Annotated in this window: 16 protein-coding genes; 12 read left to right on the top strand and 4 right to left on the bottom strand. The window is 61.7% G+C overall.

Annotated features, from left to right (window positions below):
• Positions 1 to 658 (top strand): MBL fold metallo-hydrolase (locus V7080_RS16820; protein ID WP_334189548.1); only part of this gene is annotated, 658 nt, incomplete at its 5' end.
• A gap of 147 nt (positions 659 to 805) precedes the next feature.
• On the opposite strand, the gene V7080_RS16815 is transcribed toward V7080_RS16820, so the two are convergent.
• Positions 806 to 1,558, bottom strand: coding sequence for an alpha/beta fold hydrolase (locus tag V7080_RS16815; protein ID WP_334189547.1), 753 nt, complete (start codon positions 1,556 to 1,558; stop codon positions 806 to 808).
• 18 nt (positions 1,559 to 1,576) lie between these two features.
• Positions 1,577 to 1,945 carry an antibiotic biosynthesis monooxygenase family protein gene (locus V7080_RS16810; protein WP_334189546.1) on the bottom strand — a complete coding sequence of 123 codons (369 nt, stop codon included), beginning with the start codon at positions 1,943 to 1,945 and terminating at the stop codon, positions 1,577 to 1,579.
• 18 nt (positions 1,946 to 1,963) lie between these two features.
• On the opposite strand from V7080_RS16810, the gene V7080_RS16805 reads away from it, so the two are divergent.
• The gene (locus tag V7080_RS16805; RefSeq protein WP_334189545.1) at positions 1,964 to 2,230 is read left to right on the top strand and encodes a hypothetical protein; all 267 of its coding nucleotides are present in this window, start codon (positions 1,964 to 1,966) and stop codon (positions 2,228 to 2,230) included.
• 141 nt (positions 2,231 to 2,371) lie between these two features.
• Here the strand turns inward: V7080_RS16805 and V7080_RS16800 are convergent, their stop codons facing one another.
• Together V7080_RS16800 and V7080_RS16795 are read right to left on the bottom strand one after the other, a co-directional pair.
• Positions 2,372 to 2,818, bottom strand: coding sequence for a nuclear transport factor 2 family protein (locus tag V7080_RS16800; protein ID WP_334189544.1), 447 nt, complete (start codon positions 2,816 to 2,818; stop codon positions 2,372 to 2,374).
• 84 nt (positions 2,819 to 2,902) lie between these two features.
• A complete protein-coding gene (locus V7080_RS16795) occupies positions 2,903 to 3,472 on the bottom strand; it encodes a nucleotidyltransferase family protein (protein ID WP_334189543.1) in 570 nt (189 codons plus the stop codon).
• 281 nt (positions 3,473 to 3,753) lie between these two features.
• Between V7080_RS16795 and V7080_RS16790 the strand changes: the two genes are divergently transcribed.
• The 10 genes from V7080_RS16790 to V7080_RS16745 all read left to right on the top strand — a co-directional run.
• Positions 3,754 to 4,179 (top strand): DUF7684 family protein, encoded by a 426-nt coding sequence (locus V7080_RS16790; RefSeq protein WP_334189542.1) that lies wholly within the window; start codon positions 3,754 to 3,756, stop codon positions 4,177 to 4,179.
• Positions 4,180 to 4,912: 733 nt separating this feature from the next.
• Positions 4,913 to 5,692, top strand: coding sequence for a type IV pilin protein (locus V7080_RS16785; protein WP_334189541.1), 780 nt, complete (start codon positions 4,913 to 4,915; stop codon positions 5,690 to 5,692).
• A 16-nt stretch (positions 5,693 to 5,708) separates the two neighbouring features.
• Complete coding sequence (locus V7080_RS16780; protein WP_334189540.1) at positions 5,709 to 6,554, top strand: type II secretion system protein; 846 nt, start codon at positions 5,709 to 5,711, stop codon at positions 6,552 to 6,554.
• On the top strand, positions 6,554 to 7,033 hold the full coding sequence (locus tag V7080_RS16775; RefSeq protein WP_334189539.1) for a hypothetical protein: 480 nt from the start codon (positions 6,554 to 6,556) through the stop codon (positions 7,031 to 7,033). The genes V7080_RS16780 and V7080_RS16775 overlap by 1 nt, the downstream gene beginning before the upstream one ends.
• 5 nt (positions 7,034 to 7,038) lie before the next feature.
• The gene (locus V7080_RS16770; protein ID WP_334189538.1) at positions 7,039 to 8,325 is read left to right on the top strand and encodes a hypothetical protein; all 1,287 of its coding nucleotides are present in this window, start codon (positions 7,039 to 7,041) and stop codon (positions 8,323 to 8,325) included.
• The gene (locus tag V7080_RS16765) at positions 8,322 to 8,852 is read left to right on the top strand and encodes a hypothetical protein (RefSeq protein WP_334189537.1); all 531 of its coding nucleotides are present in this window, start codon (positions 8,322 to 8,324) and stop codon (positions 8,850 to 8,852) included. Before V7080_RS16770 ends, V7080_RS16765 begins: the two co-directional genes overlap by 4 nt.
• On the top strand, positions 8,849 to 9,544 hold the full coding sequence (locus V7080_RS16760) for a hypothetical protein (protein ID WP_334189536.1): 696 nt from the start codon (positions 8,849 to 8,851) through the stop codon (positions 9,542 to 9,544). The genes V7080_RS16765 and V7080_RS16760 overlap by 4 nt, the downstream gene beginning before the upstream one ends.
• Positions 9,541 to 10,272, top strand: a complete 732-nt coding sequence (locus V7080_RS16755; protein WP_334189535.1) for a pilus assembly FimT family protein — start codon at positions 9,541 to 9,543, stop codon at positions 10,270 to 10,272. Before V7080_RS16760 ends, V7080_RS16755 begins: the two co-directional genes overlap by 4 nt.
• A 26-nt stretch (positions 10,273 to 10,298) precedes the next feature.
• On the top strand, positions 10,299 to 11,987 hold the full coding sequence (mshL, locus tag V7080_RS16750) for a pilus (MSHA type) biogenesis protein MshL (RefSeq protein ID WP_334189534.1): 1,689 nt from the start codon (positions 10,299 to 10,301) through the stop codon (positions 11,985 to 11,987).
• Positions 11,984 to 12,172: hypothetical protein (locus V7080_RS16745; RefSeq protein ID WP_334189533.1), on the top strand; the 189-nt coding region annotated here is incomplete at its 3' end. The genes mshL and V7080_RS16745, both read left to right, overlap by 4 nt.

Genomic DNA, 12,172 nt, shown 5'->3' with positions numbered 1-12,172 from the left:
CGTCGATGCCGGCGCCGCAGGACTGTTCGGTCCGACGCTTGGCAAATTGCTGGACAATCTGAAAGCCGCCGGTTACCAGCCGGAGCAGGTCGACGAGATCTACATCACCCACATGCATCCCGACCACGTCGGCGGACTGATGGCGGGCGACAAGATGGCCTTCCCGAATGCCGTCGTGCGCGCCGACAAGCATGATGCGGACTTCTGGCTCAGCCAGGCCAACCTTGACAAGGCACCGGCGGACTCCAAGGGCTTCTTCCAGGGCGCAATGGCGTCATTGAACCCGTATGTAAAAGCCGACCGCTTCAAACCCTTCGAAGGCAATACCGACCTGGTGCCCGGCATCAAGGCCATCGCAAGCCATGGACACACCGCTGGTCATGCCGTGTTCGCGGTCGAGAGCAAGGGAGAAAAGATGATGCTGTGGGGCGACCTGATGCACGTGGCGGCGGTCCAGTTTGACAACCCGGCGGTAACAATCCAGTTCGACTCCGACAGCAAGGCTGCGGCGGCACAGCGCAAGAAAGCCTATGCGGACGCTGCGAAGCAAGGTTACCTGGTCGCCGCCTCGCATCTGTCGTTTCCCGGCATCGGCCGGGTGCGCGCGAACGGAAAAGGCTATGTGTGGGTGCCGGTAAATTATTCGCCGGTGCGGTAATCGTTCGTCAAGCGAAAGAAAAAAGGCCGCTTGCGGCCTTTTTTACGTTGGAGTGAAAGCTGAACGAAATGCGATGCCGAGGGAGGACGGTATTGGGCGGCTGTTCGTGACGCATGGATCCGGCAATGAAAGGGCTCAATACATCGCTCACCGTTGCGATGACGATCCAGTACGCCAGCGTGACGCGCCGGCATGCGGCGATGCGTGAAAAGCGTCCGCCGCCTCGGCTGCAAAGCCTGCGACGAAGTTACCTGCTTCAACAGGCAAAACCTGCAATAACAGATGCGGTCCATCCAATGCCACGACCCTGGCATGAGGTGATAGGGATCGGAGATGACGTAAAGCGGACTTCGGAATGATGCGGTCCATTGATGCCTGCAGATAAAGAACAGGCACGCCTACCTCTCTCATTCGTTCCGATACATCCACTTCAAGAACCGCACGCAGGCGCGCTCGCAGCGTGGACACGGAAACGCGGGCCAACGCGTGGCGCAGAGTCGCTTTCAGGTTGAAAGTCGACCATTGCCCAAACATCCATGGCGCACCCAGGCTGGAAAAACGCGTCGGCAATGGCAGCAGGTGAATGATGCGGTTGAGTGGTAGAAGCAGCGGCACCGGATTGCGTGCGAAGGTGCAGCATAGAACCAGCCCGATCAACCCCGGAGGCTTCGATGCGGCCAGCGAGATCGCGACTGGACCGGAGAACGATTCGCCAAGCAATACAAACGGCTCATCCTTAGGCAGGACAGTCCGGACAAATGCCTCGAGCTCGCCATATCCCAAAGGTTGATCGGGGTATGACACAACGATCGGCCGGATTCGTTCCCCCAGGCAGGAGGAGAACTCTGCAAACATGATTCCGGTGCCATCCATGCCGGGAAGAAGGACGATTGCAACCACTGGTTGGTCTTTTAACGCTTACGTCGCCGTACGGTTCGCGACAGTGTCCGGCAAAGTGTGGGCGCCACCGAATTTTCCCGCCGGATGGCTGATCTTCCCGTCTCCGTACGTCCGAATCACTTCCGACACAATGACCTGGTACCCATTCAGCCACTTTCCCTGCGCTTGCTTCGCTTCGATGTGCGTTGGATGCGTCATGAGAGCCTGCAGCGATTCGAGCGACTCCCAGTAATACACATTCGAGACCAGACCGGTTGCTTGATTTTCCCAGGTCTCCTCGCCGAGGTAGCCGGGAATTTCCTTCGCGGCTGCAGCGATCGCTTCATCCAGCCGGAAGAACTCGTCGTCGTATTGCCCTTTGGCGAAAATGAAGGTTGATGAATACATAGGTCCCGGAAGATAGTGTTGTCAAACAAAGCTAACCGATATGGAGCATCGATCCTGAGCCAGGAGCCTGATAAACGCTTCAGTGCCGCTGAGAATGTCTGCATGCCAGCATGCTATTTCCGGCCTTCGACATGGCGCGCAAAGGTGCCAGTCATCGGACGCGGCATTCCACTGGACTATGTCGTCTGGCGTGGTGTGGGCCTGCCACACTCTGTCAATCGGCGCGTGAATATTCGTCTCGACGGCAATCTTGATCATATTTTAATTCCTTTCAGTGGCGGCTAACGCGGCTGTGAAAAAGATCCACGCTACCGGCGCCCGCATTTCCATGGTCCTTGAAATCAAGTTGATACGTAAAGAAGTTTCCGGGAAAAGCAGCCGGTCGTGTAAGGACGCCTCTCAAGCGAGGGCGTCATCCGATGACAACTACTGCCGCACTCCCTGCAGGTACCTTACGACGATGGTGTCGTCCGAGGGAAAGTTCTCCGGGGCGACAGGAGTGAGCTGGGCGAGAACGCAGAGCCAGGTGCCTTCGGTGCGAACGTAGGTGTCCGTGTAGCAGGTCATCCCGATAGTTTCGACACCGTCGCGCACCCGGATCCACCGGTTTGTGGCGCTTACCAGCGCGACATCGCCAATTACGTTGATGCGCTGATCTCGCATGTCCCAGTAGACGATGACGGACGGATCAAAGCCCGTCGCCCATTGCTTCAGGTACGAGGCACGATCGATATGATTGCCTGCGGTATAGATGGCGCGAAAGTCGGGGTGGAGTATCGCGTCATGGGAATTCACATCGTTGGTAACGAAGTTGTGGATGAAGCGCTTGTTCAAGGCGCCGAGCACTTCGAGGTCGGTAGCATTGTGTTTCATGCGAGGTCCTGTAAGGTCTGGTTGGATGACGCGTAACGCCGCAATGACACCCGCATTTTTACCGCGGTGCTGTCCATTTGCAAGTTAAACCGCATTGTTCTCCTCCATCCGCAATGCAGGCCAGATTTCCAGCCAACGCTTATTCGTGACCCGTTCCCGGACAACGGAGATCGGGTAACCGGTCCTTGAATTCGGCCGTATCGTACCTGTCCAGCAATGCTCCATTCCGTGCGGAGCAATGACTTCAACAGCATCATTCCCGGTCAACCGCACGCCAATACACGTCGGCAGCTCGGGGTAGTAGCTTATCGCGTCGGCAGAACTCCGATACGGTCGATGCCCGTTTCGCAAGTGCATGCGAGCCTGATTACGAACTTGCCAGCGGACAGCAGGCCTGACAGCCTTAAGGTGCGATTCGATACGCTGCTCGGTATCTGCAGACAAGTCTGCAGGGTCGAAAAAAGCCACATCGACATCGTTCAAGAGTGTATAGACATCCCGCCCATGAAGATGGTCCCAAATCAGGTTGCGCACGAATCCGGCAACAATCATCCAATCAGGTAACCCGACGTCCCTTACTAACTCAAGGCAATCCATACGCCACATATCGGCACGAATCAGCATTTCGGTTTTGGTTGTCGTTGCCATTACCATGAAATTTAGCCAGATGAATCCGTCAGCAGGTGACCGACAATATAGCTTGAAAAATGAACATTTTTTGGCCGGCGAGCAAGATGGTATGTCCAACGTGATGGTTTATGTCATCCTGCAGATATGGAAATGCCTTTACACAAAGGTGTTTCTGTCATGACCAATCCGTCGATGTCTTTTTCTGCTTCAATCGTATGGCACTTCGCCTGTTATCAATTGTCCTGCCAGGCAGATTGTGAAATGATATCCACGCCCGGCAGAGATTAAGCCCCCAAGTCAATGCAATGCTGAAAACTTCCGTTACCTACCTCCACATGAAGCCGGACGAGGCGCTGCCGGCGATCGACACGCTTTCCCCGTTCAAGGCCATCCTCCTCATCGAAACCGATGTGCCGCAAATGTGGCAATGGGAGGTGAGTCGCTGGCTGGTGTCTTCCAGATGCCGCCATATGATGGCCTGGGGAAAGGAATGCGGTTCCTGGGCCGAGTCGGTCGAAGAAGCGAGCCTTGAAGCGTTCAATTATGAAGACGTACCCGAGGATCAGTCGGTCATCACCACAGCGCACGATGATGACGAGGCGAGCGAAGTGTTCTGGTTTGCGAAGCACCGCGCTCACCACCCGGTGCATGGCCTCAGAAACGTGGTGATACTGCATATCGCCGACGTGGGCCGGAAGGAAGAATTGGAGCGATTGTTTGAGGACGCATGATGCCGCCGGGACTGTGGGTGGCTTTGTGCAATCTATCTAGAACACGGCGGCATCATACGCGCGATGAGCAGTTTCTCCCTCGGATCTGATGTGCCCCTATGGGGCAAGGTCAACCGCTGATCGGCGGCAGGCCTATTTTTCGGCAGGGCCATGCGGAAGGGGAATGGACTGGATGCGTGTTTTCAGGAACTCCATCAGTGAACGCGCCACCATCGTCGGATACAGATTGGGCGCGGTGATCATGTACAGCTTGTTCCCCCACACCTCGACGGTGTAGTCCGGCAGGAGCCGTGTCAGCGTTCCGTCCTTGAGTTCGTCGTGGACAGTCTAATAGGGGAGGGCGGCAAAGCCGATGCCCGCGACGATGTTCTAACCACGGCGGACCTGAAGCAGGCAGCATCAGTCCCCCAAAACCAGTATTGCAATATCGGATCCCGAGTGCGATCCCGTCTCTCACACTTCCTGTGTCCCCTGCATTTGCCATGCACGCAGCCCGGCGAATCAAGTCCCTTGCCGTCCTCCTTGCCACTTTAAAAATCACCATGCGTGTTGCGCGCCAGCCTCGGCGTAAGACCTAAGTCGTATTGGCCTGTCTCAGGGCCATGGCTATCATCGCCTCTGAAATTTGTTGATCGCCGGCAATATTTTGTTGCCGTTGAATCTCTACTTTTAGTCACTGAAAACGCCTCGCCGGCAGCGGATGGCAAGCGGCGCGCGGCACACTGGAGAAAACATGAAAAAGAAGGTTCAGGGGGGCTTTACCCTCGTCGAAATGGCCGTCGTGCTCGTCATTATCGGCCTGATTCTGGGCGCGATTTCGATCGGCAAGGACGTGCAGCGCAATGCCGAGTACCAGAAGGTGAAGCAGAAATTCATCGACCAGTGGGTGGTGGCTTACAACGCCCATACGCAGCGCACCGGCGTGGTACCGGGCGACAGCCAGGTGCAGCCGCGCTTGATGGTCAATGGTGCGAACTACACAGTCGCCGCTAACGTTGAAGTCTCGGGTGGAAATATGACGGCGGTAACGACTGCATCCTCCCCGATCTGCAACGGTGCAGTGGGCACCGGCATGACCGGTACGGCCCAGACCGGCGCCGCATTTAACCTGCGCACCATCATGCAGGTTGCCGGTGTGCGCATGCCGCCCGGACGTTCCGAAGGGCAGGAAGACCGCTATGTCTACCTCGACAGCAACGGCAATCCGCAGGAGATCCGCGTCTGCTTCCAGTGGAACCCGCCGGGAACTGCATCTGGTTCGGGCAACGTCATGGTTATTTCCGGCCTGACGCCGGACCTGGCCCGTTCCATCGACCAGATGATCGACGGTAAGGCCGACTCGCAGGAAGGCATGTTCCGCCAGCAGGGCGTGGCCAACGGCACACCCAATGCACCCGGCATCGAATGGAATACGAATAACACCGTAGCGCAAGGCGCTGCCGCGAATGCGCCGACAGGCCGCGACGAAGACCAGGTCATCACCGTCGTCGCCCACTACAAGATGAACCAGTAATCCGCAGGAGAACACCATGTCATCACTACCATCCCTGCGCCGCAACGCGCGCGGTTTCACCCTGGTCGAAATGGCCATCGTGCTGGTCATCATCGGCCTGATCCTCGGTGCGCTGTCGATCGGCAAGGACGTGCAGCGCAATGCCGAATACCAGAAGGTTGGCAACAAGTTCGTCTTCGAATGGAAAAAGGCCTACGACGGTTACTACCAGCGCACCGGCACGCTGCTCGGCGATAGCCAGGTCGCGCCCACCGGCATGATCAACGGTAACGAAACCACCATTGGCGGCGCGACAGCTTCCGCCGGCAACCTGGACGGCGCATTGCCCGGCGTGCCGGCAAGCTATGCCAACACCGGCCTGCGCATCTGCAACGGCCAGGGCTTCACGCAAAATTCGGTTGGCGCCGGTGATCCGAAGCTGGCCGCGCAGAACCTGCGCCAGATCATGCAGCGCATCGGCATCCGCATGCCGCCCGGACGCGGCGAAGGCAAGGAAGACCGTTACCAATACACCGACTCCAACGGCAACATCGCCGAGATCCAGGTGTGCTTCCAGTGGAATCCGCCGGGCACCATCAGCGGCGCCGGCAACGTGCTGGTGGTACGCGGGCTGACGCCGGATCTCGCACGCTATCTCGACCAGATGGTGGACGGCAAGCCCGACGCGCTCGAAGGCCGCTTCCGCATGCAGAACAGCGCCACCAACGCCAGCGAACCGTCGAACAACCGGCCCGGTGTCGAGTGGACCGGCAACAATACCTATGCCAGCACCGAAGCGAACGCGACGGCAACGGGCACCGGCCAGAACCGCGATGAAAACCAGATCATGCTGGTCACCGCGCACTGGGTGATGGACCAATAATGTCTGCCACGTTCACACATCGTGCCGGCAACGCGCTGCTGATCATCGCAGTCTGCGTGCTCGCCGCCGGCGCAGCGGCCTTTGCCTATGCCCGCTCGGCGCACGACAGTGCACGGCAGGCAGTACAGGCGGCCGACGCGGAAATGGTCCAGACGCGCAGCCGGCAGGCACGGGCGGACATCAACCGCGCGCTGCTTGCCTCCGCCGACAAGCTCAAGCAGCAGGCCGATGCCGCAGGCATGGTGCCGCAGGGATGGAGCGAACGCCACGTCAATGTGCGCCAGCAAAACCTGCTGCGCACCGAAGTCAACCAGATCCTCGCCGGCACCGCGCGTCATGCCGGCCAGGTGATGAAGCTGGAAGAGTTCGAGCTGTCGGTCACGCAGCCCGATGAAGGGCTGTTCGATATGCCGAAGACCACTCGCCAGCCTGTGATGCTGACACTGCGCGGCATGATGTATTTCCGCCTGGGGCAATAAGACGTATGAAACAGGATCTGATTCTTTCGCTGGACGGCCGCTGGATCAGCCGCCTCGGAGGCAACTGGCAGGTGCACGCAGGCATGCCGTCGTTGTCATCGCCTGGCCGCGTCCTCGGCGATTTCGGCGGTGCCATCGCCGGCGTGGCGGCTGTCGACGTCAAGACCGAGTTCGCCGGTCCGGTGATCGAGAAGCGGTTGCGTTCGGAAGGCATGCTCGATGCCGAAGCACGCATCCTGCTTCACCGCATCGTCGCCTCCGGCGGCGGAAGCCGCGTGTTCTACAGTGCGATTCCGCTGTCCGCATGGCAATCCACCTTTAGCTGGCTGAAGGGCGAGCCGACACTGGCATTGTTGTACACCGCCGAGTCGGCGATGCTGCACGCGGCACGCAGGCACGACATCGTGGTCTTCGCCGCCGGACGGCAGTTGCGCCTGCTGGTGTCGAACGCCGATGCGCTGGTGTACCTGACGGTGACCGCGTATTCCGACGATGACGACGATATGCGCACGGCGCTGGGCAATCTTGCCGATCAGCTCGCCAGGCAGTGGCCGGACCGTCCGCTGCAGCCCACGCTGCTATGGTGCGACGTGATGGCGTCGTCGCCATCCGATGCATTGGCGCAGGCACTGGCCGCGATGCTGAACGCGCAACTGACCCGCATGCCGGCCGAGCATGTCCACGCAAGCGGCAGCAGCATGGTCAGCGCCGCGCCGGCCCTGCTCGAATCCCTTCCGGTGACGGCCGCGCTCAATCCGCCGGTCGAGCGCGCGGCCTTCTTTGCCGAGCAGGCGAAGAAGCCGCTGGCCGCGCTGATCGGCGTCGCCGGTATCGCGCTGCTTGCCGCCGCAGCCTATCTCGGCGCGGAAACCGCCCGTCTGAATGCCCGCGCATTCGAGACCGCCGCCCGCGCAACCACGCTGGAACAGGATGCCGCCGGTCTGGATGTGCCTGCCGGCCAACTGCTGGTGAAGCACAACCCGACATTGCATCTTCTCGATGGCATGGCCGCGGCGCTGCGCAGCCCGGACGCGCTCGGCCTGCTCGACACGCTGCGCGGCGCTGCCGACCAGCGGGTGCGCATCATGCGCGTGCGGATGGTGGCGGCCGACGGCGTCTACCGGGTCGACGGCGTGCCGGCGAGCGGTGCTTCCGGTCAGGCGCTGGCAGGGTTTGTGGCAGCCATGCGCACCGCCGGCTATCGCATCGATGCGGAAGACACTGGCGGGCAGGGTCAGCAGCCCGGTTTCTTTTCCTACCTGGTGCGGCGCACCGAAGGAGCGCCGCAATGATCAAGTATCTCGCCATCCTCCTGAACCTCGCCGCACTGCTGGTGCTGGGCGCGGTGGCCGTCCTGGTCGCCAGACCGCAGGCGCAGCCCCGGCCGATGATTGCCGAGCCTGCGGCACCGGCGGCCGACTCGGCGACGTCCGCCGCCATGGCGCGCCTGCGTGACCTGGAAGACGCGTTCGGCCGGCTCAATCGGCTGGCATCGTCCAACGCATTCGCGACCGCGCCTTTGGCTATCGGCGTGGAGCCGCCGCCGGCAATCGCCGCGTCGTCCACGGCGAGGGCCGCACCGCAACCGGAAGCCGAGCCGGCGGTATCGCTCATCTATCTCTCGCAGGACATGCGCAAGGCGGTCGTCAACGGCGACCTGGTCGGCGTCGGCGACGAATTGTCGAATGGCATGCGCGTGGTTTCCATCGATGCCGAGCGCGTGGTCCTTGAAAGCCGCGGCCGCCGCACGACGCTGCAGGCGCTGCCGACGCGCCCGGTTGGCGGCGTGACGCGGCAACGCAAGGAAGGCGCAAAGTGAAGAACTGGATCGTCGCGGGCATCGCGTTATTGATCGTACTGGTAGCCGCGCTGGTGCTCATGCCAGACCCGCGCCAGCCCGGCATCCCCGGCGTATCCGCGCCGGTACCGGCGCAGGGCGGCGCGCCGGCGGGAACGGGCACTGCCGGCACCGGGGCCAATACCTTTCCCGGTAGCCAGCCGTCAGCGCCGCAAACCGCCACAAACGGGAGCATGCCAGCCGCCAACACGCCCGCTCCATGGATGAATCATTCGCAGGCATCCGGTGCGGCCGCGCCGGCCGGCGAGCAGGCAAAAGAGAAGCGTCTGGCAGAACTGCATGCGCTTCAGGCCGACATCCTGCGGCAGACGCAGCAAGGCAAGCAGCCCGATGCGAAACAGGTGGATGCAACCCTGGCCAAGCTGCAGGAAATCGAAGGCGCGCCGGTGGTGGCCGGTGTCAATATTCCGGCGGTGCGCAGCAACCTCGACAAGGCGCAGCAGATGCAGCAGCTGGCGCAGGACATGGAGCGCGAAGCCAAAAAGCCGGGCGGTCCCGACATGAACAAATTGCGTGCACAGATGGCGCAAATGCAGCAGCTCCAGGGGCAGTTGCGCAACGATGTGTCGGTCAATCAGCCCGGCACGCCGGCACCGGTACTTCCCATCCCTCCTGCATCGCCCGCGCCCGATGCGGGCGGAACGAAAAAATGAAACGTCATGCCAGGTACGCGCACGGCTTCACCATCACCGAGATGGCGCTGACGATCGCGGTCATCGGCCTGATGGCCGCGACCGGCGCTGCCGCCTATGCGCGGCTGGCGGACCGGGCGAACCAGCAGATATCAGTGCAGGCGAGCGCGACGGCGCTGAACGAGGCGGTGATTGCCTTCGCCGCCGGCCGCTTCCGCCTGCCATGCCCGAGCATGGACAACAGCGGCCATGAAGGCACCGGCGGCATCTGCGCGGCGACCGACCGGGTCGGCATGTTTCCGTACTCGGCGGTTGGACTGCCGATGCCGGCGCCCGGGGCGCGCGCACTGTACGGCGTCTATCGCCATGCCGCGGCAGACCTGGCCGCCGCGCGGGAATACACCGGCGACCCGGCGGGCAGCCCCGCCCATGCGGCGCGATCCGACTTCCTGCACGCGCTGCGCACCGCGGCCGCGCAGGGACTGTCGGATTCGCAGCCTTACACAACCGGTGACGGCGCCGCCAACGGTGCCGAGGATTGCAGCAGCGTGCGCAGCAATCCGGCATTCGTGGTGACGCTGCCGGGCGCCGACCGCGACGGTGACGGGCGCGGCTTCGACGGCATCCATCAATCGCTGCCCGGCACAGGACGCTGCTTTTCAGCGCCGACACGGGCGGCGGACAGCGGCTTCGACGATACGACCGAAGCCTTCGGCTTCTATGCGCTACTGGCGCGACTGCATCACTAAAACACGGCGGACTTGTGAAAAACTCAATGAAAAACAACACGGTTTCTCTGACCCGGTCGGCGCTCTGCGCCATGATCGGCATGACTTTGCTCGGTGCATGCACCACGCCGACCCAGCGCAGCCTGGCGAATATCGCCGACACCGACCGGATGACGCTGCAGGCCATGACCGACAACCTTGCCCAGGAATCGGCGAAGCTGGCAGCCGCGCGCGAAGCCTGGCTGCAGCAGATCGAAAAGCGCGATGTCGCCCCGGTACCGGAAGCGGTGCCGCCGCAATACGATCCGCTGGAAGACATTGTCGTCACCATCAAGTTGCAGAACGCAACACTGCCGGCGATCCTGCATGTGCTGTCGGAGCAGTCCAAGACCAACATCCTGATCGATCCGGAAGTCATGGCGATCGACAAGCGCGCCAGCTTCTACCTGAACCGGGTGACGGCGCGCGAACTGTACCGCCACATTCTCGAGACCTTCGACCTTGCCGGCACCAGCGACGGCAAAACCATCAAGATCAGCCTGCTGGAAGAACGGTTTTTCAACATCGATTTCCTCAATTCCCGCCTGAACGTCGACATCTCCGCCGGCGGCAACGTGTTCGGCTCGACTTCCTCGGCCGGCGGCGCGGGCGGCGGTGGTGGCGATGTCCTGCGCAGCAACATCTCGGTCGGCGGCGGCACCGGCAAGCAGGTCGAGCCCTACGATCAGCTCGAAGCCAGCCTCAAGGGCATCCTGAAGGCAGGCCAGCCGGGCCAGTCGGAAAAGGGTGACAAGCAGGATACTGACGGCGGCATGGGCCGCAGCAGTTATACGCTCAACCGCTCGTCCGGCACGCTGTACGTGAAGGCGAGGCCGGCGCAGGTCCGGTCGATCGAGAAGCTGATCGACCGCAACAAGACGGCGTTGCGCCGCCAGGTACTGATCGAAGCGCAATTGCTCGACGTGGAACTGAGCGATGCGTTCCAGTTCGGCGTCGACTGGACCTTGCTGCGCAACCATGTCGCGGCGACGGTCGGCAGCGTGCCGGCCACCGCTTCCGCCATGTCGGCGATTATCCCCGGCAACATTGGCCTGCCGGCGCGGGCGATCAACTTTCCGGCGCAGCCGGTCGGCTCGCCGTCCGGCCGCTCGACCGGCGTGGCCTATAGCGACAAAAACGTATTCGCGGCGCTCAACCTGCTACGCACCTTCGGCAACGTCAAGGTGCTGTCCAATCCCAGCATCCGCGTGCGCAACAACAGCCCGGCGCTGCTGTCGGTCGGCACCAGCAACCGCTTCATTTCGAAATCCTCGGTCACCGTTACCAATCCCGGCGGCGGCGCGGCCACCACCACTGCCGACGTGCAGACCGATTCGGTGTTCGCCGGCATCGTAGTCGGCGTAGTGCCATTCATCAGCGATCGCGGCAACGTCGACCTGATGATCCATCCGATGCAAACCGAGGTCGACGCGGCCAGCCTGCAATTGCTCGACGTCGGCGGCGGCAACCGCGTGACACTGCCGAAGGTGAGCTACAAAGGCATGACAACCACGCTGAACATCAAGGATGGCGATACCGTCATCCTCGGCGGCCTGATCGACCAGAATGCTTCCAGCACCGACAGCGGCATGCCGGGACTGTCCGATGTACCGGTCGTCGGCCGCGCGTTCGGCGCGCAGGGATCGGCGCATCGCAGCCGTGAACTCATCATGGTGCTGAAGGTGAAACTGCTGTGAGCCTGATGCATTCCGCCATCGCGGCGCTGGACGACCAGTCGTCCGGCCCGACACCCACGCCGCAGGCAGCGGCTTATGCAAACCAGCCGCCGGGCATGCGCGAGGCGCGCTGGCCCTGGCTGATCGTCGTCGTGAGCACCACGATGGCGGTGTGCGGTGCGGGCGCGGTCTGGTTTTCCCATACC

The organism is Noviherbaspirillum sp. (assembly GCF_036846085.1).
Lineage (GTDB): Bacteria > Pseudomonadota > Gammaproteobacteria > Burkholderiales > Burkholderiaceae_D > Noviherbaspirillum.
This window is presented reverse-complemented; position numbering and strand designations above follow the sequence as displayed.

What these genes read in the sequence shown, in the direction of transcription:
- V7080_RS16810 (WP_334189546.1), bottom strand. Translation starts at nt 1,945, where the DNA reads ATGTATTCATCAACCTTCATTTTCGCCAAAGGGCAATACGACGACGAG.
- V7080_RS16785 (WP_334189541.1), top strand. Translation starts at nt 4,913, where the DNA reads ATGAAAAAGAAGGTTCAGGGGGGCTTTACCCTCGTCGAAATGGCCGTC.
- mshL (WP_334189534.1), top strand. Translation starts at nt 10,299, where the DNA reads ATGAAAAACAACACGGTTTCTCTGACCCGGTCGGCGCTCTGCGCCATG.
- V7080_RS16770 (WP_334189538.1), top strand. Translation starts at nt 7,039, where the DNA reads ATGAAACAGGATCTGATTCTTTCGCTGGACGGCCGCTGGATCAGCCGC.
- V7080_RS16755 (WP_334189535.1), top strand. Translation starts at nt 9,541, where the DNA reads ATGAAACGTCATGCCAGGTACGCGCACGGCTTCACCATCACCGAGATG.
- V7080_RS16790 (WP_334189542.1), top strand. Translation starts at nt 3,754, where the DNA reads ATGCTGAAAACTTCCGTTACCTACCTCCACATGAAGCCGGACGAGGCG.
- V7080_RS16800 (WP_334189544.1), bottom strand. Translation starts at nt 2,818, where the DNA reads ATGAAACACAATGCTACCGACCTCGAAGTGCTCGGCGCCTTGAACAAG.
- V7080_RS16765 (WP_334189537.1), top strand. Translation starts at nt 8,322, where the DNA reads ATGATCAAGTATCTCGCCATCCTCCTGAACCTCGCCGCACTGCTGGTG.
- V7080_RS16795 (WP_334189543.1), bottom strand. Translation starts at nt 3,472, where the DNA reads ATGGTAATGGCAACGACAACCAAAACCGAAATGCTGATTCGTGCCGAT.
- V7080_RS16775 (WP_334189539.1), top strand. Translation starts at nt 6,554, where the DNA reads ATGTCTGCCACGTTCACACATCGTGCCGGCAACGCGCTGCTGATCATC.
- V7080_RS16780 (WP_334189540.1), top strand. Translation starts at nt 5,709, where the DNA reads ATGTCATCACTACCATCCCTGCGCCGCAACGCGCGCGGTTTCACCCTG.